The organism is Nocardioides sp. Kera G14 (assembly GCF_020715565.1).
Lineage (GTDB): Bacteria > Actinomycetota > Actinomycetes > Propionibacteriales > Nocardioidaceae > Nocardioides.
The window spans coordinates 787,866-806,982 of sequence record NZ_CP085839.1; the positions used below are offsets into that span (position 1 = coordinate 787,866).

General features: G+C 69.8%; 19 protein-coding genes and 2 tRNA genes. 13 read left to right on the plus strand and 8 right to left on the minus strand.

Annotation, left to right across the window (positions count from 1 at the left end):
• Positions 1-14 precede the first annotated feature (14 nt).
• Together LH076_RS03935 and LH076_RS03940 are read right to left on the minus strand one after the other, a co-directional pair.
• On the minus strand, positions 15-1,919 hold the full coding sequence (locus LH076_RS03935; RefSeq protein WP_227782696.1) for an alpha/beta hydrolase family protein: 1,905 nt from the start codon (positions 1,917-1,919) through the stop codon (positions 15-17).
• Positions 1,920-1,922: 3 nt separating this feature from the next.
• On the minus strand, positions 1,923-3,137 hold the full coding sequence (locus LH076_RS03940; protein ID WP_227782697.1) for an acetyl-CoA C-acetyltransferase: 1,215 nt from the start codon (positions 3,135-3,137) through the stop codon (positions 1,923-1,925).
• A 69-nt stretch (positions 3,138-3,206) separates the two neighbouring features.
• Here LH076_RS03940 and LH076_RS03945 point away from each other — a divergent pair, with 69 nt between their 5' ends.
• On the plus strand, positions 3,207-4,079 hold the full coding sequence (locus LH076_RS03945) for an acyl-CoA thioesterase (protein WP_227782698.1): 873 nt from the start codon (positions 3,207-3,209) through the stop codon (positions 4,077-4,079).
• Here the strand turns inward: LH076_RS03945 and LH076_RS03950 are convergent.
• The 4 genes from LH076_RS03950 to LH076_RS03965 all read right to left on the minus strand — a co-directional run bounded on the left by LH076_RS03950 (position 4,067) and on the right by LH076_RS03965 (position 6,299).
• The gene (locus tag LH076_RS03950) at positions 4,067-4,597 is read right to left on the minus strand and encodes an RNA polymerase sigma factor (RefSeq protein WP_227782699.1); all 531 of its coding nucleotides are present in this window, start codon (positions 4,595-4,597) and stop codon (positions 4,067-4,069) included. The two genes, LH076_RS03945 and LH076_RS03950, sit on opposite strands and share 13 nt — an antisense overlap.
• Complete coding sequence (locus LH076_RS03955) at positions 4,594-5,208, minus strand: hypothetical protein (RefSeq protein ID WP_227782700.1); 615 nt, start codon at positions 5,206-5,208, stop codon at positions 4,594-4,596. The genes LH076_RS03950 and LH076_RS03955 overlap by 4 nt, the downstream gene beginning before the upstream one ends.
• A 78-nt stretch (positions 5,209-5,286) precedes the next feature.
• Positions 5,287-5,907, minus strand: coding sequence for a PilZ domain-containing protein (locus LH076_RS03960; protein WP_227782701.1), 621 nt, complete (start codon positions 5,905-5,907; stop codon positions 5,287-5,289).
• Positions 5,904-6,299 carry a globin gene (locus LH076_RS03965; protein WP_227782702.1) on the minus strand — a complete coding sequence of 132 codons (396 nt, stop codon included), beginning with the start codon at positions 6,297-6,299 and terminating at the stop codon, positions 5,904-5,906. Before LH076_RS03965 ends, LH076_RS03960 begins: the two co-directional genes overlap by 4 nt.
• Positions 6,300-6,352: 53 nt before the next feature.
• Here LH076_RS03965 and LH076_RS03970 point away from each other — a divergent pair, with 53 nt between their 5' ends.
• Positions 6,353-6,778 carry an OsmC family peroxiredoxin gene (locus LH076_RS03970; protein ID WP_227782703.1) on the plus strand — a complete coding sequence of 142 codons (426 nt, stop codon included), beginning with the start codon at positions 6,353-6,355 and terminating at the stop codon, positions 6,776-6,778.
• Positions 6,779-6,781: 3 nt separating this feature from the next.
• On the opposite strand, the gene LH076_RS03975 is transcribed toward LH076_RS03970, so the two are convergent.
• Positions 6,782-7,360 carry a mechanosensitive ion channel family protein gene (locus tag LH076_RS03975; protein WP_227782704.1) on the minus strand — a complete coding sequence of 193 codons (579 nt, stop codon included), beginning with the start codon at positions 7,358-7,360 and terminating at the stop codon, positions 6,782-6,784.
• 23 nt (positions 7,361-7,383) lie between these two features.
• Here LH076_RS03975 and LH076_RS03980 point away from each other — a divergent pair, with 23 nt between their 5' ends.
• Positions 7,384-7,605 carry a hypothetical protein gene (locus tag LH076_RS03980; RefSeq protein ID WP_227782705.1) on the plus strand — a complete coding sequence of 74 codons (222 nt, stop codon included), beginning with the start codon at positions 7,384-7,386 and terminating at the stop codon, positions 7,603-7,605.
• A 78-nt stretch (positions 7,606-7,683) separates the two neighbouring features.
• On the opposite strand, the gene pepN is transcribed toward LH076_RS03980, so the two are convergent.
• Positions 7,684-10,230 (minus strand): aminopeptidase N, encoded by a 2,547-nt coding sequence (gene pepN / locus LH076_RS03985; RefSeq protein ID WP_227782706.1) that lies wholly within the window; start codon positions 10,228-10,230, stop codon positions 7,684-7,686.
• 161 nt (positions 10,231-10,391) lie between these two features.
• Between pepN and LH076_RS03990 the strand changes: the two genes are divergently transcribed.
• From LH076_RS03990 to LH076_RS04035, 10 genes are all read left to right on the plus strand, one after another.
• Positions 10,392-12,092: a CHAP domain-containing protein gene (locus LH076_RS03990; RefSeq protein ID WP_227782707.1), complete on the plus strand. Its 1,701-nt coding sequence runs from the start codon at positions 10,392-10,394 to the stop codon at positions 12,090-12,092.
• A gap of 10 nt (positions 12,093-12,102) precedes the next feature.
• A complete protein-coding gene (locus LH076_RS03995; RefSeq protein WP_227782708.1) occupies positions 12,103-12,705 on the plus strand; it encodes a DsbA family protein in 603 nt (200 codons plus the stop codon).
• Positions 12,702-13,298, plus strand: a complete 597-nt coding sequence (locus LH076_RS04000) for a maleylpyruvate isomerase family mycothiol-dependent enzyme (protein WP_227782709.1) — start codon at positions 12,702-12,704, stop codon at positions 13,296-13,298. The genes LH076_RS03995 and LH076_RS04000 overlap by 4 nt, the downstream gene beginning before the upstream one ends.
• Positions 13,299-13,408: 110 nt before the next feature.
• Positions 13,409-14,572, plus strand: a complete 1,164-nt coding sequence (locus LH076_RS04005; RefSeq protein ID WP_227782710.1) for a peptidoglycan recognition protein — start codon at positions 13,409-13,411, stop codon at positions 14,570-14,572.
• A gap of 38 nt (positions 14,573-14,610) precedes the next feature.
• Positions 14,611-16,407 (plus strand): methionine--tRNA ligase, encoded by a 1,797-nt coding sequence (gene metG, locus LH076_RS04010; protein WP_227782711.1) that lies wholly within the window; start codon positions 14,611-14,613, stop codon positions 16,405-16,407.
• Between the two features lie 12 nt (positions 16,408-16,419).
• The gene (locus LH076_RS04015) at positions 16,420-16,941 is read left to right on the plus strand and encodes a ribose-5-phosphate isomerase (RefSeq protein WP_227782712.1); all 522 of its coding nucleotides are present in this window, start codon (positions 16,420-16,422) and stop codon (positions 16,939-16,941) included.
• On the plus strand, positions 16,934-17,809 hold the full coding sequence (locus LH076_RS04020; protein ID WP_227782713.1) for an Fpg/Nei family DNA glycosylase: 876 nt from the start codon (positions 16,934-16,936) through the stop codon (positions 17,807-17,809). The genes LH076_RS04015 and LH076_RS04020 overlap by 8 nt, the downstream gene beginning before the upstream one ends.
• Positions 17,806-18,837 (plus strand): PP2C family protein-serine/threonine phosphatase, encoded by a 1,032-nt coding sequence (locus tag LH076_RS04025; RefSeq protein WP_227782714.1) that lies wholly within the window; start codon positions 17,806-17,808, stop codon positions 18,835-18,837. The genes LH076_RS04020 and LH076_RS04025 overlap by 4 nt, the downstream gene beginning before the upstream one ends.
• Before the next feature lie 82 nt (positions 18,838-18,919).
• A tRNA-Gly gene (locus LH076_RS04030) sits at positions 18,920-18,990 on the plus strand.
• 34 nt (positions 18,991-19,024) lie between these two features.
• A tRNA-Pro gene (locus LH076_RS04035) sits at positions 19,025-19,098 on the plus strand.
• Positions 19,099-19,117 lie beyond the last annotated feature (19 nt).

Genomic DNA, 19,117 nt, shown 5'->3' on the forward strand with positions numbered 1-19,117 from the left:
CCTACCTCCACGTTCTACCCCGGGAGGCAAGGGCTGAACCCCAGCACCTCTCCGTAGAAGGTGAGCTCGGAGTCAAGGGCGTCCCGGATGTTCGTGGCGTCGCGGAATCCGTGCTGCTCACCCTCGTAGAGCCGGTAGAGCACCCTGATGCCCTTGGTGCGCAGCGCCTCGACGATCATCTCGGCCTGGTTCGGCGGAACGACGGCATCCTCGCTGCCCTGGAAGACGGCGAGCGGCGACGTGAGGTCGTCGACGTGGGTCAAGGGGGAGCGCTCGACATAGACGTCGCGGCCCGAGGGGTACGGCGCGATCAACCGGTCCAGGTAGCGGCTCTCGAACTTGTGGGTCTCAGCCGCGAGCGCCTCCAGATCGGCGATCCCGTAGTGGCTCGCGCCGGCGGCGAAGACGTCGGAACGTGCCAGCGCGGCAAGGGTCGTGAAGCCGCCGGCCGAGCCGCCGCGGATGACGGCCTTGGCCGGGTCGATCCGGCCTTCGGCAGCGAGGTGCTTCACGACGGCGATGCAGTCCTCGACATCGGCCACGCCCCAGGTGCCGCGCAGCCGGTTGCGGTAGGCCCGGCCGTAACCGGTCGAGCCGGCGTAGTCGACGTCGACGATGGCGAACCCGCGTGAGGTCCAGTACTGCTCGCCCATGGCCAGGACCGGGGTGGCCTGGGCCGTCGGCCCGCCGTGGATCCGGACGAGCACCGGCGGACGTTCACCCTCCGGTCCGGCGTGATCGGGGTTGGTGGGCGGAGAGAAGTAGGCGTGACTCGTCCCGCCGCCATGGCCGGGGAAGCTGAAGTGCTCTGGGACCGAGAACCACTCGAGCCCGATGCCGCGGTCGACGACGGGGCTCAGGATCGTCGGCGGAGTCACCGAGTCGCCGTCCACCCTCACCTCGCGCACGGCGGGACCGGACCGGGGGGTGCCGCCGACGACCACCACGCGGTCGCCCGAGACGCGCAGCGTCTGGATCATCCGCGCGCCGACGTCGAGGGCACGGCTGCTGCCGTCCCGGTCCCGCACGACGACGGTGTCGGCGCCGTCGCAGAAGACCGCGTAGACCAGGCGACCGTCCGAGAGGAAGCCGTAGCGGGAGAGCCCGAAGACCCACGGCGGGACGCCGATCTCGCACTCGACCTCGACCTGGGAAGTCACCACCGCGCCGTCCCAGCGGTAGAGGTTCCACCACCCCGAGCGGTCCGAGAGGAACCAGAGGGAGCCGTCGGCATGCCACTCGGGCTGGAGCACCGACTCGTCAGGACCACCCGCGACGGTCACGATGTCGTCTCCACGGAGGACCTTGAGCCGGGTGGCGTCCCACGGCATGTCCGGGTGGTCCCACTCGACCCAGGCCAGTGAGTCGCCGTCAGGCGACCAACGCGGGTTGGAGACGAAGTCCGGACCGCTGACGACCACCTCGACGGAGCCGTCGGCCGAGAGCAGCACGACCTCGTTGATGACGTCTGCGGGGCCGCCGCCGTCAGGGTGGGTCTCCCGTACGACGGCGAGACGGCCGTCCGAGGGATGCACCTCACCATCGGCCCAGCGAACGGCGCGCGGCACCGCGGGACCCTCGACCACCACGACGGTCTCACCGGTGCTGAGGTCGGTCCGGCGCAGGAGCTGGTCCGCCCATTCGACCCACCAGAGCGCTCCGCCGTCGACCCACCAGCCTCCTCCGCCGTACTCGTGCACGGCGGTCCGCACGTCGGCGTCGGAGGGAAGCAGGTCGGCGGCACCGCCGTCACCGAGCCTCACGACCTGGCTGCGGCCGCCGTTCTCAGGGCGCCGCTCGGACCAGTAGACATCGTCGCCGTCGAGCACCAGCCCGTCGATCACGGCGGCGCCACGCACGACCACCTCGGAGGTGATCGGCGTGGGCCACGAGCCGAACGGGCTGCGCTCGATCGTCATCCGTCAGACGCGCTCCACGATCATCGCCATGCCCATGCCGCCCCCGACGCACATGGTGATCAGTCCGGTGGACTTGTCGTGCCACTCGAGGCTGTTGAGCATCGTGTTCTGCAGGCGGGCGCCCGTCATGCCGAAGGGGTGGCCGACCGCGATCGCGCCGCCGTTGACGTTGAGCTTGTCGAAGTCGATGCCCAGCTCCCGCGCGGACGGGATCACCTGGGCGGCGAAGGCCTCGTTGATCTCGACCAGGTCGATGTCGTCGATGGTCATGCCCGCGCTCGCGAGCGCACGGCGCGAGGCCTCGACGGGGCCGAGGCCCATGATCTCCGGCGAGAGGCCGGAGACGCCGGTGGAGACGATCCGGGCCAGCGGCGTGAGGCCGAGCTCGGCGGCCTTGGTGTCGCTCATGATGACGACCGCGGCGGCGCCGTCGTTGAGCGGGCAGCAGTTGCCCGCGGTGACGGTGCCGTCGGGCCGGAAGACCGGCTTGAGGCCCTCCAGGCCCTCATAGGTCACGCCCGCGCGGGGGCCGTCGTCCGCGGAGACGACCGTGCCGTCGGGCGTGGTGACCGGGGTGATCTCACGGGCCCAGAAGCCGTCGGCGATCGCCTTCTCGGCGAGGTTCTGGGAGCGGACGGCGTATTCGTCCTGCTCCTGGCGCGTGATGCCCTTGATCTGCGCGACGTTCTCGGCGGTCTGGCCCATCGCGATGTAGACGTCGGGCAGGAGCCCGTCCTCACGCGGGTCGTGCCAGAACTTGCCGCCGGCGGCGTACTCGTCGGTGAGTGCCTTGGAGTCGGCGAAGAGCGGGTTCTTCGTGTTGGGGATGTGGTCCGAGGTGCCGAACTGGAAGCGCGAGACGGTCTCGACGCCGGCGGAGATGTAGGCGTCGCCCTCGCCGGCCTTGATCGCGTGGAAGGCCATCCGGGAGGTCTGCACCGAGGAGGAGCAGTAGCGCGTGATCGTGGTGCCGGGGATCGAGTCGTAGCCGAGGAGCACGGGCACGTTGCGGCCCATGTTGTTGCCCGCCTCGCCGCCGGGGAGGCCGACGCCGAGCATGAGGTCGTCGACGGTGTGGGGGTCCAGGGCGGGGATCTTGTCGAGGGCGGCCTTGACGATCAGGGCGGCGAGGTCGTCAGGACGGAAGTCCTTGAGGGAGCCCTTGTTGGCACGACCGATGGGGGAGCGGGCGACGGAGACGATGACGGCTTCAGGCATGGCGTCACCCTAGCCGATAACACGTTCCAGTTACCGGCGAGTAGGGCCTGCTGCTGGCAGGATCGCCGTGTGCGGCACACCTACGAATGCGTCGTCCGCTGGGGCGACATGGACGCCTTCGGGCACGTCAACAACGTCGTCTTCGCCGACTACCTCCAGGAGGCGCGGGTCGACCTTCTCCGCGCCCACGGTGCCGGTGCCCCCACCGATGCGCTCGCCGAGGGCACCCTCGTCGTCTCCCAGCACCTGCAGTACGCCGCCCCGCTGGTCTTCGACGAGCACCCGGTGCTCATCGACGTCTGGGTGGCACAGATCAAGGCCGCCACGTTCACGCTGGCGTATGAGATCCATCGCGAGGCGCCGGACGGCACCCGGACGACGTACGCCACGGCCCACACGGTGCTGACGCCGTTCTCCTTCGCCGAGCAGCGGCCACGGCGGATCAACCCGGAGGAGCGCGCGCAGCTCGGTCACTTCCTGGAGGAGACGCCGCTGCCCGACGTCACGTTCGGCGAGCCGCGGGCCGACGAGCTGGGCCACTATCCCGTCCAGGTCCGCTTCTCCGACCTCGACGTCTACGGCCACGCCAACAACGTCATCTACCTCGAGTACTTCCAGGAGTCCCGGATCACGCTGATGGGTCGTCAGCTCGCGCAGGCGATCGCCGCCGGCGGGCCGCCGCGGTTCCCGGGGATCGTCGTGGCGGCGGTGCACGTGGAGTACAAGCGTCCGATGGTGCTGCGCGCCGAGCCCTACGACTCCTGGACGTGGGTGGCGCGGTTGGGCAACAGGTCCATGGTGCTCGAGGCGCAGATCCGCGACACCGACGGCACGCTGATCTCGCGCGGCCAGTTCGTGATGGTCTTCGTGGATCCGGCGACCGGCGCGTCGACCCGGCCCGACCCGGCCTTCCGCCAGGTCCTCGAGGGTCAGGCGGGCTGACCCAGGGCGCGGAGCCGCTTCAGCCCGCGGTGCCTCGCCACGCGTACGGCGACGGCGCTGATCCCCAACGCGGCCGCGGTCTGGGGCCCATCCATCCCGAGGACCTCCGAACAGGTCAGCACGTCCCGTTCGCGGCTGGGGAGCTGGGCCAGCGTGACGCGGACCCAGTCGTCGATGGCGACGGTCTCCTCGTGACTCGGAAGGATCGGAGAGGCGAGCACCTCGAGGTCGTCGGCGGGTGAGGTCGCGCGGCGCGCCTCCCGTCGACGTACGTTCGACTCGAGATTGCGCGAGATCGCGAAGAGCCAGCCCGCGAACTGGTCGACGTCGCCACGGAAGTCGGCGATCTTCGACGCCGCGGTGAGCCACGCCTCGGCAGCGAGGTCCTCGGCATGGCCATGGTCGTCGCGGCGCTCCAGCCAGCGCAGCAGACGCCCGGCATGCGCTCGGTAGAGCTCACGCCAGGCGTCTGGGTCGCCCGCCTTCGCAGCTGTGACGACGGGGTCGTCGCGGGTCACGAGCCAGGCGCGGCCGTCTTCGTGGCCTGCGCCCGCGGGGTCGGGGCCGGGGTGGTCGTCGCCTTCGGGCGCGGCGTCCGCGACGGCTTCGCCTTGGACGACTTCGCCTTCGCCGGCCGCGTCGGGGACACGGGGTGCGAGGGATGGGTCGGATGGACCGGGTGTGCCGGATGGGTCGGGTGGGCGGCACGGCTCGGAGCGGTCGACTGGCTCGGAGCCGTCGAGGGCCGGCCGGCGCCCGAGATGCCGGCCGGCCGCTCGACGGTGGAGGGGGATGCGACGCCTGTGGGGGTCACGCCTCCGGTGGGCGTGCCACTCGGGGATCCCTCGGTCCCCGAGCCGTGCGGTGTCGGAGCCGGGCTCCCGTGCTGCGGCTGCATCGGCGGCAGCGGGGAGGGGACACCGGGCACTGCGCCGGCGAGCCAGGTGGCGCTGCCGACGACGGCCGTGGTGGCCGCGGCGGTCACCGCCGCGCGCCAGCCTCGCCGCGATCGTGTGCGCGCGCTCGGCGTGCTGTGCCGCGCGAGGTCGACGAGCTGCTCGAGCAGGACGGCGTCCGGCTCGAGCTGCGGCAGGTCGGCGCGCAGCCTGCGATCGGGGCCGGGGCTCATGGCCAGATTCTCCACGGTAAGCACATGTCGCGACCGGCCGTGGGTGTTACCTCGTCAGGAGAAGCCGTTCCCGGAGGTTCAGTCGTCGACCTCGGCGGCGAGCGCCGCCCGGAGCAGGGCCCGGCTGTCGGCAGTGAGGTCGAAGAGGATGACCACGTCGACGAGGTCCTCCTCGGCGCCGACCGCCTTGAGGCGGAGCGCCCGCCCGAGCATGGTGAAGTCGACGCCGTCGGCGGTGAAGCGGATCGCGAGCTCGGTGTCGGCATCGAGCTGCTCGGCCTCGGTGCGGTCGAGTCGGGCTCGCAGGCCGACCTCACTGAGGTCCACGAGCAGACAGGTCCCGAGCGCGGTCCGCTGGCCGACGATGCCGAGGGTCATGGGGACATTGAGGTCGATCCGGGGGAAGAGGCGACGGTCGAGCTCGAGGGCCACCCCGATCGGCCGCAACGTCCACGTCTGCAGCCCCGGCTCGACGGCGGCTGCGACGATCTCGGCGGGGACGAGGTGCTGTCCGACGTCGCCGGACCAGGTGATGTCGATGGTGACGGTGGGCTCGAGCCCCTCGGGCTCGGTGAGCCCATTCGGTCGCGCGACGACCGCGCAGCCGTCCTCGTGTCGCAGCACGAGGGCGCTGTACTGCCCGCCGCCGCTGGTGTGCAGCGCCACGGTCTGGTTCACCGCTGGCATGGAGACGGTCATGAGTCCGCGTTGATCATGAAGTCCGCGGCGCGGGTGACGTAGGACCAGAACTCGGCGTCCTGCTCGGGCGTGAGGTCGACCTCGTCGAGTCCGGCCCGGAAGAGGGCGAGCCAGTGGTCGCGCGCCTCCCGCGTGACGGCGTACGGCGCGTGCCGCATCCGCAGGCGCGGATGACCCCGCTGCTCGGAGTAGGTGGAGGGACCGCCCCAGTACTGAGCGAGGAAGTGGGTGAGCCGCTCCTGGGCGCCGGCCATGTCGTCCACGGGGTACATCGGTCCGAGGATCGGGTCGTCGACAACGCCTTCGTAGAACTTCGCGACGACTCTCTGAATCGTCGGAAGCCCTCCGATCTGATCGAAGAAGGTCTGCCCCCCGGTGCCCACGGTGTCCATTGTGCACGGCTCCACCTGCCTACGTCGTGCCCACGTCGTGGCAGGATCGAGGCATGGCAACCACACGCACCGCCACCACTGTCTGGGAAGGCACCCTCTTCGAGGGCGCCGGGAAGGTCACGCTCGAGTCCTCCGGGATCGGCACGTACGACGTCTCTTGGCCCTCACGGGCCGAGAGCGCCAACGGGAAGACGAGTCCGGAGGAGCTGATCGCGGCCGCGCACTCGGCATGCTTCTCGATGGCGTTCTCCAACGGCCTCTCGCAGAACGGCACCCCGCCGGAGGAGCTGACCGTCTCCGCCGAGGTCGAGTTCACCCCCGGCACCGGCATCACCGGCATCGCGCTCACGGTCCGCGGAAAGGTCTCCGGGCTGATCAACGAGAAGTTCGTCGAGCTCGCCACCGCCGCCAAGGAGGGCTGCCCCGTGTCTCAGGCCCTCGCCGCAGTTCCGATCACGCTGGACGCGGCACTGGCGTAGGGCTCAGACGCCCTGGGTCTGGTTGGCGACGCGGAGGATCTCGCCGTTCCGGACATGCCAGATCGTGCCGTCGTCGGCACGCAGCGTCGTGATGCGCAAGGTGACGGCCTCGACCACTCCGGTGGCGAGGTCGTTGCCGACTGCGCCGACGATGACACGGTCGCCGACGCCGTACTGGTCCTCGAAGATCATGAAGAGGCCGGACAGGTAGTCCTTCACGAGGGACTGCGCCCCGAAGCCCAGGGCCAGCCCGACGACTCCTGCACTGGCGATGATCGGGGCGACGTTGACGCCGACCTGGTCGAGCACCATCGTGCCGAAGACGGCGACGAGTGCTCCGGCCACGACGCTCTTGAGCAGGCTCCCGATCGTCTTCGCCCGCTGCGTACGCCGGGCCGCGGCGGCCGCGGAACGCAGCCGGTCAGGGAGTACGCCGGCCTCGGCGCGGCTGATCACGCGGTCGATCAGGAGTCGTGCGACGACGTTGAGGACACAGGCCAGGAGGACAAGGCAGGCGATCGCCACCGGGGTTCCGATCAGGCCGTGGCTGAGGTCGTCGATCCGCTGGGTGTCGAGATGCATGCGGCCAGTATGCTCAGCCTGTGATGACCTCCCGACTGTTCACCGACGTGCCTGACGGCTGGGCCGACCGGACCCACGTGGCCGGCATCGACTGGTTCCTCGTGATCCTGATCATCCCGATCGCCGCCGCCCTCGTGATCTCCCTCCTCGTCCTCCTGCCCGGCCTGCTCAAGGGTGAGGGGCTGACCGGCGGTCAGCCGATCCCTGCCGACGGAATGAGCAGCGAGCGCCCCGACGCGCACTGAGGTCTGGCACGCGCGTACGCGCCACCGACCGATGACGGAAAGGCCGCCCCGAGGGGCGGCCTTTCTGCGTTGCCGGGATCAGTCGAGATCACGCGCCTGGGCGGCGAGCGCGCGGGCGGCCGTGTCGCGACCCTCGCGGACGTAGCGCTTCGCGCCCGGCTCGGCCGGCGAGGACTCGAGCCACGCATCGCAGCGCGCCAGCAGCTCGGCCGAGGCGGCGAAGCGCGGGAACATCGCGATCAGCGCGACCGACGCCTTGTGCGAGCCGAGGTGCTCCCACAGCGTGTCCGCCGCGGTGAGGTAGGACTCGGTGTACGGCGCCAGCACGTCCTCCTGGCCGGGCTGGTGGAAGGCCATCGCGGTGGAGCGCATCGTCTCGTTGGGCGTGGAGGTGTCGACCATGACCGTCTGCCAGGCGGTGGCCTTCGCCTCGGCCGTGGGCTGCGCGGCGCGTGCGGCGGCGGCCTTCTCCTGGCCGGAGATGGTGTTGTCGCGCCCCAGTTCGGCGGCGATCTCGGCCTCCCCGGCGCCACCGGCGGCCGCGAGACCGGTCAGCAGCGTCCAGCGCAGGTCCTGGTCGACGACGAGGCCGTCGAAGCTGAGCGAACCGTCGAGGAGTCCGCGGAGATCGGCCACGGCCGCCTCGGAACGGGCCGCGGCGGCGTACGCACGGGCGAAGGTGAGCTGGTGGTCACCGCCGGCCTCGGCCCCGGTGAGCAGATCACGGAGGCCGGTCTCCCAGGTGGCGAGGAGCTGGGTGCGGTGGGACGGTGCGGAGTACTGCGCCAACGCCAGCGCGGCGTTGACGGGGATGCGGGTGAGGCCCCAGGGGTCCGTCTCGGCGCCGATATTGGTGAGCACGAGGCGGATGTAGTCCGATGCCGACATCTCGGCGTCGCGGGTCATGTCCCAGGCCGCGCCCCAGACCAGCGCGCGTGCCAGTGAGTCGTCGATCGTGGAGAGACTTGTGAGCGCGGTGGCGAGCGAGTGCTCGTCGAGGCGGATCTTGGCGTAGGTCAGGTCGTTGTCGTTGAGCAGGAGCAGCGCCGGCTGGGCCAGCCCCACCGCCTCCTTGATCTCGGTGACCTCACCCTCGATGTCCACCTCGAGATAGTCGGTGCGGCTGAGCACGCCGCTCTCACTGGAGTTGTAGAAGCCGATGCCGAGGCGGTGGCGACGGATCGTGGGCCAGTCGGGGTGGGCCGTCTGGCGCACCTTCAACGACTCGAACGTGCCGTCGGCCGCCAGCGTGAACTCCGGCGCCAGCGTGTTCACGCCGGCCTGCTGCAACCACTCGGTGCCCCACGAGGCGAGCTCGCGACCCGAGGACTTCTCCAGGGCGGCCAGGAGGTCCTTGAACTCGGGGTTCGCGAACTCGAACTCCTTGAAGTACGCACGCAGGCCGGTGAGGAAGGGCTCCAGGCCGACCCAGGCGACCAGCTGCTTGAGCACCGATGCGCCCTTGGCGTAGGTGATCATGTCGAAGTTCACCTCGACGGCCTGCAGGTCGAAGTTGTCCGCCGCGATCGGGTGCGTGGTGGGCAGCTGGTCCTGGGTGTAGCCCGTGATCTTGCGGGCGTTGGCGAAGCCGGTCCATGCATCGGTGAACTCGGTCGCGCTCGCCGCGGAGTGGTAGGCCGCCCACTCGGCGAAGGACTCGTTGAGCCAGAGGTCGTCCCACCAGCGCATCGTCACGAGGTCGCCGAACCACATGTGGGCCATCTCGTGGAGGATCGTGTTGGCGCGCTGCTCGTAGAAGGAGCGGGCCTGGCGGGACCGGGGGAGGTACTCGTCGCGGAACGTCACCGCGCCGGCGTTCTCCATCGCGCCCATATTGTACTCCGGCACGTAGAGCTGGTCGTACTTGCCGAACGGATAGGGGTAGTCGAACGCCTCCTCGAAGAAGGCGAAGCCCTGACGCGTGATCTTCACGAGCGCGTCGCGGTCGAGGTAGGGCACGAGCGACTCACGGCAGTAGTGGCCGAGTTCGATCGTGCCGTGCTTGCCCTCGTAGGTGTCGTGAACGCCGACGTACTCGCCGGCGATCAGCGCGGTGATGTAGGTCGACATCCGCTTGGTCTCGGCGAAGCGCCAGACCGCCCTGCCGTCGCCGAGCGACTCCGGCTCCGGCGTGGGGGAGTTGGAGACGACCACCCAGTGGTCGGGCGCGGTGACGGTGAACGTGTAGGTCGACTTGAGGTCGGGCTGCTCGAACGTCGCGAAGACGCGACGGGCGTCAGGGACCTCGAACTGCGTGTAGGTGTAGACCTTGCCATCGGCGGGGTCCACGAAGCGGTGCAGGCCCTCGCCCGTGTGGCTGTAGGGCAGGTCCGCCTTGACGACCAGCACGTTCTCGGCAGCCAGGTCCGAGAGGAGGATGCGGTGGTCGACGTACGCCGACTCCGCGGCCAGGACCGACCCGTTGAGCGTGATCTCGGGGGAGGTGGCACCGACCAGATCGACGAAGGTCGACGCTCCGACGGTCGATGAGGTGAAGGTCAGCGTGGTCGTCGAGGCGAAGGTCTTGTCGCCCGTGGTGAGGTCGAGCTCGACGGCGTAACTCGTGACATCGAGGAGGGCGGCGCGTTCGGCGGCCTCGGCACGAGTGAGGTTGGTTCCTGGCATGACGGGATTCTGTCACCCGGGACCCCACCTCCCGCGGGCGGTTGGGACCCCTCCGGTAACGATTCGAGAATTACAGAAATGTAGTTCCATCCCCGGCGTGTCGGTCTTGACGGAATTCGCATATGGTCCCCCACGTGCCACTCCAGTCACAGGTGTCCCATATGTCACGACGAGCGCTTCTCGGTGCCCTCGTCCTGGCTCTCGTCCCTGTGCTCTGGTCGGTCTCGGCCCAGAGCGGAACCCGGGCGGCCACCGCCGTCGCGGCGTCCACGACCCTCTGCTCGGGCTTCGACTCCTGTGCCTCCAAGGGGATGAGCCACGACGGTTACAAGACCGCCAAGGGCTCGATGTACTGGAACATGTACTCCGGCGTGAACTGCACCAACTACGTCGCCTACCGCATGATCCGCGCCGGCATGCCGGCCGCGCGACCGGCACAGCTGAAGCCCGGGCTGGGCAACGCCACCTACTGGGGCGGCTCATTCGGCTCCCTCACCAACGCGACCCCGATGGTCGGCGCCGTGGCGTGGTGGAAGGCCAACACCAACGGCGTCGGCTCGGCCGGTCACGTCGCCCGCGTCGAGGCCGTGCTGGCCAACGGGGACATCCAGATCTCGGAGTCGAACTACGGCAGTGAGTTCACCTGGCGCCAGCTCCACAAGGGCGGCAACCGCTGGCCGAGCGGCTTCATCCACCTGAAGGACAGCGCCGAGACCGCCACGGTCGCCCCGAGCATCGCCGGTACGCCGACGGTCGGCGTCGCCCTCACGGCGAAGGTCGGCACGTGGTCGCCGGCCCCGACCAGCTACGGCTACCAGTGGTACGCCGCCGGCGTGGCCATTCCCGGCGCCACCACCGCCACGTTCACGCCAGCCGCGGCGCAGCTCGGCAAGGCCCTCCAGGTTCGGGTCACCGCAGCGCACGCCGGCTACGCCACCGCCGCCTCGTCGTCCGCGGCCTCCGCTGCCGTCCTGCCCGGCACCCAGGTGGTGACCGAGGACCCGACCGTGATCGGGACACCGCAGGTCGACGAGCCCCTGACGGCAGAGCCCGGCGCCTACGCCCCCGGTGCGGCTTCCGTCAGCGTCCAGTGGCTCGCCGACGGCACGCCGATCGCCGGCGCCACCGGCACCCGCTTCGTCCCCGGCCCGGCGCAGGCCAACGCCCGGATCAGCGCCCGGGTGACCGCGGCCAAGCCGGGCTACAAGAGCCTCGTGCGGGCCACGGCCCCGACCGCACCCGTCCTCGCGCCGAACATCCGCGTCACCGCCGCAGCGATCCAGGGCACGCACCAGGTCGGACAGGTGCTCACCGCAGGGGTGACCACGACCGTGCCTGCCAACGTGACGAAGGCCTATGGCTGGTTGCGTGACGGCCGCCCGATCGCGGGTGCGTCGGGGTCGACGTACCGACTGACGGCGGCGGACGTCGGAACGACCATCTCCGCACGTGTCGCGATCTCGGCGCACGGCTTCCTGCCGCGCACCCTCACCCTGGCGCCCGTCAAGGGCATCGTCACGCCGCTCACGACCACCATCCGCAGCGACGTCCAGAGCGCCAGGTCGGTCTGGATCAAGGTCATCCTGACGCCGCCCGGCGGGCGGAAGCCGTCCGGTCGCGTCGACATCAAGGTGGGCAACGAGCTGCACCACGCGACCATGTCGAAGGGTGTGGTCCGCATCCACTTCACGCACCCCGGCGTGGGCGTGCGCCCGATCAAGGTGCTCTACCGCGGAGACGCCCGGTTCATGCGGACGAAGGCGGCCGCGACGGTCACCGTGCGAGGCAAGAAGGCTGTGAAGAAGGTCGCCAAGAAGACCACCAAGAAGTCCAGCAAGAAGGGCCACAACGGCAAGAAGTAGCCTGATCGGCATGACCACCAATGCCGACTTCTGGTTCGACCCGGCCTGCCCGTTCGCGTGGATCACCTCGCGCTGGATCCTCGAGGTCGAGAAGGTCCGTGACGTCTCGGTGACGTGGCACATCATGAGCCTCGCCTACCTCAACCAGGACAAGGACATCCCGCAGGAGTACCGCGACTACCTCAAGGACGCCTGGGGCCCTGTCCGCGTTCTCGCCGCCGCCGAGGAGAAGCACGGCAAGGACGCGCTGTTGCCGCTCTACACCGCACTCGGCACGGCCAAGCACCTCGAGAAGAAGAGCTTCACGCGCGACGTCATCGCCGAGTCGCTTGCCGCCGCCGGCCTCGAGGCCGAGCTGATCGACGCCGTGGACGACTCCTCCTACGACGACTTCATCGCGAAGTCGCACCACCTCGGCATGGACCAGGTCGGCAACGACGTCGGCACGCCCACGATCGCCTTCGAGGGCCAGGCCTTCTTCGGGCCCGTCATCTCCAAGGCGCCCAAGGGCGAGGAGGCCGGCGAGCTCTGGGACGGTTTCGTCCTCGTCACCAAGTACCCCTACGTCTACGAGCTGAAGCGGGCCCGCACCCACGAGCTCGACTTCTCGTGACGGACGGCTCCGACGAGGCCGTCGAGGTCTCCATCAACGCCGACGGCCAGATGGGGATCCTCGCGCTGATCCGCTCGCTTGAGCAGGCCGCCACGATCCTCGACACCGTCACGGCCGCCGACCTGGAGCGTCCCACGCCGTGCACCGAATGGGACGTACGTCGACTCGCGAACCACCTGATCGCCCAGCCCCGTGTCTTCGTGACCATGCTCCAGGGCTCACCGCCGGGCTGGAACGGCCGCGAGGACTACGCGGCCCACCTCGGCGACGAGCTCCGCACCCGGGGCAACACCCTGATCAACCTGTGGCGCGAGGTCTCCGCGGCCGACGCGCTCATGGTCGGCGACCCCGACTGGCAGAGCGCGGAGATCGCGATCCACACCTGGGATCTCGCGGTGGCGCTCGGTCGCTCCACGGCCGACCTGGACGAGCCGGTCGCCCAACGTGCCCTGGTCACCCTCGACCGCACGCTCGGCCCGACCCGCAAGGGCAGGGCCTGGCAGGACGCCCGGCGGGCGCCGGACGGCTCCCACGCCTACGAGCACCTGGCGGCGTACGCCGGCCGGCCGGTGCCCTGGCAGGCGCCCGCCTGACCGCATCCGCAACGCCGGGGCTCACCCGCATGTGACGATTGTGACTGGAGTGACGCATGATGTGAGGCATGGATGCACTCGGGCACCCACGTCCTCGCACACCCCGACCCATGGCGGTCGCCGTCGTCAGCCTTGTCCTCATCGCAGGCGGCCTGATCGCGTTGCAGCGCCTCGACCCCGGCGGAAGCCCACGAGGAGAGCCGGCAGCTGATCTGGCGGCTGGCAGCGTGCTGCAACTGCGCCAGGACTCCCCGGGCTCGCCGGTCAGGAGTCTCGAGGTGCCGCTCGGCGCGGGAAGTTCAGCCGTGCCGCTGCAGCGGAGCGCAGCGGGCGCGGTCAGCTCCGAGATGAGCACCACCCGGTTCTCCATGCTCGGGCTCACGTGGCGAGGCCGCGGCACGCCGGTGATCGTGGTGCGGACGCACCGGATCGGCGGCGGTTGGTCGGGATGGCGACGCGCGCCTGAGATGGAGGACCGGCCCGCGCACGAGGGCGACCCGTCGCTGCGTGCCACCGACGCGATGTGGGTCGGCGCCTCCGACGGCGTCCGCGTCCGCGTCAAGAAGGGCAGGGCGAAGCAGTTGCAGCTCACCCTGATCGATCCCGGAACCCTGCCGTCCGACCGGACGGCCACGCCGGAGCGCCGGTCGACCAGACCCACGAGAGCACCGGAGCCGCACCTCTACTCACGCAAGGCGTGGGGCGCGGACCCGACGTGGCGGAACGGCACGGGGAGGTACATCCGGAAGATCCGGCAGGTGCACATCCACCACACCGCCACGCCCAACAACTATGCACCGGAGGACGTGCCGGCCCTGCTGCGCGGCATGTACCGCTACCACACGAAGACACTGGGCTGGTTCGACATCGCCTACAACTTCCTCATCGATCGCTTCGGCCGGATCTGGGTCGGCCGCAGCGGCGGAGCGACGAAGCCGGTGCGCGGTGCGCACACACTGGGCTTCAACCATGAGTCGGTCGGCGTCGCGGTGATCGGCCGCTTCGGTAGGCAGGCGCCGCCCCGGCAGGCGATCAGAGCGATCGTGCGGCTGGCCGCCTGGAAGCTCGACGCCTATGGCGGCCATCCGCGGGGGACTGTCGTCGTACGGTCCCAGGGCAGCGACCGGTACCCGACGGGCACACGGGTGCGGCTCCCCGTGATCGACGGGCACCGCGACACCAACGAGACCTCATGCCCGGGGCAGCGGCTCTACAACCTGCTGCCCGAGATCCGGCGTCGCGCCGCCAAGCGCGTCCACCGGTACGACCCCTGAGCCGGACCATGTCGAGGCCGGCTCACTAGGATCGTCCGGTGACCAAAGTTCTCTCCGCAGTGGCCTGGCCCTACGCCAACGGCCCGCGCCACATCGGCCATGTCGCCGGCTTCGGCGTGCCCTCCGACGTGTTCAGCCGGTACATGCGGATGGCCGGTCACGACGTGCTCATGGTCTCCGGCTCGGACGAGCACGGCACCCCGATCCTGATCGCTGCTGACGAGGCCGGTGTGACACCGCAGGAGCTGGTCGACCGCAATCACCGGTTGATCGTCGAGGACCTCGTCGGCCTCGGTCTCACCTACGACCTCTACACCCGTACGACGACGGGCAATCACCACGCCGTGGTGCAGGAGCTCTTCACCGGGGTCTATGAGAACGGCTACTTCGTCGAGCAGACCACCAAGGGTGCGATCTCTCCGTCCACGGGGCGGACGCTCCCCGATCGCTACATCGAGGGCACCTGCCCGATCTGCGGATATGACGGTGCGCGCGGTGACCAGTGCGACAACTGCGGCAACCAGCTGGACCCCGCCGACCTGATCAACCCGAAGAGCAAGATCAACGGCGAGACGCCGGAGTTCATCGAGACCCAGCACTTCTTCCTCGACCTGCCCGCGCTGGCCGAGGCGCTGACCGCATGGCTCGATGAGCGCGAGGCGACCGGCCTGTGGCGGCCCAACGTCATCAGGTTCAGCCAGAACATCCTCAAGGAGATCCGGCCGCGCGCGATGACCCGCGACATCGACTGGGGCATCGCGATCCCGCTGCCCGAGTGGCAGGACAACCCGACGAAGAAGCTGTACGTCTGGTTCGACGCCGTCGTCGGCTACCTCTCGGCCTCGATCGAATGGGCCCGCCGGTCAGGCGATGCGGACGCATGGCGCGAGTGGTGGAACCGGCCTGAGGCGCTGAGCTACTACTTCATGGGCAAGGACAACATCACCTTCCACAGCCAGATCTGGCCGGCGGAGCTGCTCGCCTACAACGGCAAGGGGTCGCACGGTGGCAGCGCCCACCAGCTGGGTGAGCTCAACCTTCCGACCGAGGTGGTCTCGAGCGAGTTCCTCACCATGGAGGGCAAGAAGTTCTCCAGCTCGCGCAAGATCGTGATCTATGTGAAGGACCTGTTGGAGCGCTACCAGCCCGACGCCTTCCGCTACTTCGTGGCCGTCGCCGGTCCCGAGAGCCAGGACAGCGACTTCTCGTGGGCCGAGTTCGTCCGGCGTACGAACGACGAGCTCGTCGCTGGCTGGGGCAACCTGGTCAACCGCACCGCGACGCTGATCCACAAGAACTTCGGCGAGATCCCGGGCGCCGGCGAGCTCGGCGACCCCGAGCGGGCCGTGCTCGTCACGGTGGCCGACGCGTTCGACACCGTCGGCACCCTCATCGCCACGCACCGACAGAAGGCGGCGATCAGCGAGGCGATGCGTGTGGTCGGCGAGGTCAACAAGTACGTCTCCGACAATGAGCCCTGGAAGCTGGCCAAGGATCCCGCGGACCGGGAGCGGCTCGGCACCATCCTCCACGTCATGGCCCAGGCCGTGAACGACCTCAACCTGCTGCTCAGCCCGTTCCTGCCGTTCACGGCGAACGCGGTCGACGCCACGCTGGGCGGCAGTGGGCGGATCGCCCCGCTCCCGCGGATCGAGGACGTCACCGACCTCGACGATGCGTCGCGCACCTATCCGGTGATCACCGGTGACTACGGAGACGTCCCGCAGTGGGGCAGCCGTCCGATCTCGGTCGGCGCCTCGGTGGAGAAGCCGACTCCCGTCTTCGTCAAGCTCGACCCGTCGATCGTCAATGAGGAGCTCGCCCGGCTGGGCTGAAAGGATTCGACCATGCGCGTTCACCTGGGCTGCGACCACGCTGGCCTCGACCTGAAGTCCCACCTGACCGCTCGCCTGACCGAGCTCGGCCACGAGGTCGTCGACCACGGCCCCTTCGTCTACGACGCCCTCGACGACTACCCGGTCTTCTGCATCCGTGCGGCCGAGGGCGTCAGGCGCGACCGCGACGCCGGGCTCGACTCGCTCGGTGTCGTCATCGGCGGCTCCGGCAACGGCGAGCAGATGGCGGCCAACAAGGTCACGGGCATCCGGTGCGCGCTGGCTTGGAGCGACGAGACCGCCAAGCTGGCTCGCGACCACAACAACGCGCAGGTCGTCGCCGTCGGTGGGCGGATGCACAGCCTCGAGGACATGACGCGCTTCGTCGAGATCTTCCTGGCCGAGCCGTTCAGTGAGGACGAACGGCACGTCCGCCGGATCGCCCAGCTCGACGCCTACGACGCGTCCGGTGTGCGTCCGGCGTTGCCGGAGTCGGCCAAGGGCCTCGGCCCGGCCGAAGATCAGGATGCCTGAGGGGCACACCCTCCACCGGCTCGCCCTCGACCTCACCGAGGCGTTCGCCGGACAGCATGTGCGGGTCGGTTCGCCGCAGGGGCGCTTCGACGCCGAGGCACGACAGCTCGACGGCGCGCTGTTCGAGGGCGCCGAGGCGTGGGGCAAGCAGCTCTTCCTCCGGTTCGAGGGGGAGCGGTTCGTCCACATCCACCTCGGTCTCTACGGCAAGCTCGCGCTGACGCCGTACGTCGCTCCAGCTGGTGAGCAGGGTCCGCCCGCCCCGGTCGGGCAGGTCCGCCTGAGGCTCGTCGGCGACCGAGCCTTCGCGGACCTCCGCGGTGCCACCGCCTGCGACCTGTGGACCCCGGCACAGGTCGAGGCCTGTGTGGCGAAGCTCGGCCCCGACCCGCTCCGCGACGACGCCGACCCGGACCGCGCCTGGGCCCGGATCTCCCGGACCGAGCGCACCCTCGCCAGCCTGCTGATGGACCAGTCGGTCCTCGCCGGCGTCGGCAACGTCTACCGGGCCGAGCTCCTCCACCGGCACCGGCTGGACCCGCACCGACCCGGGCGGAGCCTGCGGAAGGCGCAGTGGCAGGCGATGTGGGAGGACCTCGTCGCACTGATGCGGCTCGGGGTCGAGCGCAACCGGATCGACACAGTGCGCCCCGAGCACGAGCCCGAGGCCATGGGGCGCGAACCCCGCAGGGACGACCACGGTGGCGAGGTCTACGTCTATCGCCGAACCGGCCAGCCGTGCCTGGTCTGTGGGGCCGCCGTCCGCACGGTCGAGGTGGAGGGACGCAATCTCTTCTGGTGCCCGAGGTGCCAGAGGCCTTACCGTTCGCGCACAGGGGGCTCACAGCATGGGGGAGGTAGGCGGTGAACTGGCGACGTCAGCTCATGGGCGAGCGTGGTCTCGCGCTGCTGCTCGCCGTGATGGCTGTGCTCTTCGCCGGGCTGATCGCCTGGCAGACCTGGGCCTCGCTCAACCTGCTGCTCATCCCGCTCGTGATCGCCAGCCTGCTGCTCAGCCCGCGGCTCCTCTCGTGGTTCGTCGTCGGGATCCTCGCCCTCGCGGTGTTGAGCGTCAGCCAGGTCTCGGATGCGACGCCGAAGACCGCCACGGCCACGGCCGTCGTCTTCGCGCTCGGGCTGATCGTGATGCTCACCGCGTTCCGGCGTGTCCGCCTCGGGGTCGCCGGCGTCCAGGGCGAGTCCATGTTCGTGGACCTACGTGACCGGATCCTGCGCCAGGCCAAGGTCCCCGATCTCCCGGAAGGCTGGATGGCCGAGACGGCGATCACGTCGGCGGGAGGAACCCTCTTCGCCGGCGACTTCATCGTCGCGGCACGGACGGGTGACCTCGTGGAGATCGCGGTCGTCGACGTCTCCGGCAAGGGCGAGGCGGCCGGCAGCCGTGCGCTATTGCTGTGCGGTGCACTCGGCGGCCTGATCGGCTCGATCCCACCTGATGAGTTCCTCTGCAGCGCGAACGCGTACCTCCTGCGACAGGAGTGGGAGGAGGGCTTCGCCACGGCCGTGCACCTCGTGGTCGACGTCTCCACCGGCGACTTCCAGTTGCGCACCGCCGGGCACCCGCCCGCACTGCGTCGGGTCGACACGAGCGGCCGGTGGGAGCGGCTGGAGAGCCACGGCGTCTTCCTCGGCCTGCTGCCCGCTGCCGTCTTCGACCCTGCGGTCGGGACACTGGCCGAGGGCGAGGCGATCATGATGTACACCGACGGTGTCGTCGAGGAGCCCACCCGCGACATCGACGTCGGTATCGACCTCCTGGCCCGCGAGGCCGAGAGGCAGGTCCAGGTCGACCTCGTCGGTGCCGCCCAGCGGCTCGTGACCAGCCTCGGCGCCCGCGACGACGACCGGACCATGGTTGTCGTACACCGCCTGTAGCCCGCGCGCGCAGCGCGCCGGCCGGTTGTGAGACGGCTCCCGCGGTGTGGCACGATTGGCCGCTGTGCCGTGAGGCACGAGCGGGGATGTAGCTCAATGGTAGAGCCCCAGTCTTCCAAACTGGCCACGCGGGTTCGATTCCCGTCATCCCCTCGAGGGGGCTTCCGCAGTCGGAAAGCCCACCCTGCGGGATGTGGCGCAGCTTGGTAGCGCGCGTGCTTTGGGAGCACGATGTCGCAGGTTCAAATCCTGTCATCCCGACTGCGATCCAAACCGATAT

What these genes read in the sequence shown, in the direction of transcription:
- LH076_RS04005 (WP_227782710.1), top strand. Translation starts at nt 13,409, where the DNA reads ATGGCGGTCGCCGTCGTCAGCCTTGTCCTCATCGCAGGCGGCCTGATC.
- LH076_RS04015 (WP_227782712.1), top strand. Translation starts at nt 16,420, where the DNA reads ATGCGCGTTCACCTGGGCTGCGACCACGCTGGCCTCGACCTGAAGTCC.
- LH076_RS03970 (WP_227782703.1), top strand. Translation starts at nt 6,353, where the DNA reads ATGGCAACCACACGCACCGCCACCACTGTCTGGGAAGGCACCCTCTTC.
- LH076_RS04020 (WP_227782713.1), top strand. Translation starts at nt 16,934, where the DNA reads ATGCCTGAGGGGCACACCCTCCACCGGCTCGCCCTCGACCTCACCGAG.
- pepN (WP_227782706.1), bottom strand. Translation starts at nt 10,230, where the DNA reads ATGCCAGGAACCAACCTCACTCGTGCCGAGGCCGCCGAACGCGCCGCC.
- LH076_RS03955 (WP_227782700.1), bottom strand. Translation starts at nt 5,208, where the DNA reads ATGAGCCCCGGCCCCGATCGCAGGCTGCGCGCCGACCTGCCGCAGCTC.
- LH076_RS03965 (WP_227782702.1), bottom strand. Translation starts at nt 6,299, where the DNA reads ATGGACACCGTGGGCACCGGGGGGCAGACCTTCTTCGATCAGATCGGA.
- LH076_RS03940 (WP_227782697.1), bottom strand. Translation starts at nt 3,137, where the DNA reads ATGCCTGAAGCCGTCATCGTCTCCGTCGCCCGCTCCCCCATCGGTCGT.
- LH076_RS03980 (WP_227782705.1), top strand. Translation starts at nt 7,384, where the DNA reads ATGACCTCCCGACTGTTCACCGACGTGCCTGACGGCTGGGCCGACCGG.
- LH076_RS03975 (WP_227782704.1), bottom strand. Translation starts at nt 7,360, where the DNA reads ATGCATCTCGACACCCAGCGGATCGACGACCTCAGCCACGGCCTGATC.
- LH076_RS03990 (WP_227782707.1), top strand. Translation starts at nt 10,392, where the DNA reads ATGTCACGACGAGCGCTTCTCGGTGCCCTCGTCCTGGCTCTCGTCCCT.
- LH076_RS03935 (WP_227782696.1), bottom strand. Translation starts at nt 1,919, where the DNA reads ATGACGATCGAGCGCAGCCCGTTCGGCTCGTGGCCCACGCCGATCACC.
- LH076_RS03960 (WP_227782701.1), bottom strand. Translation starts at nt 5,907, where the DNA reads ATGACCGTCTCCATGCCAGCGGTGAACCAGACCGTGGCGCTGCACACC.
- LH076_RS03995 (WP_227782708.1), top strand. Translation starts at nt 12,103, where the DNA reads ATGACCACCAATGCCGACTTCTGGTTCGACCCGGCCTGCCCGTTCGCG.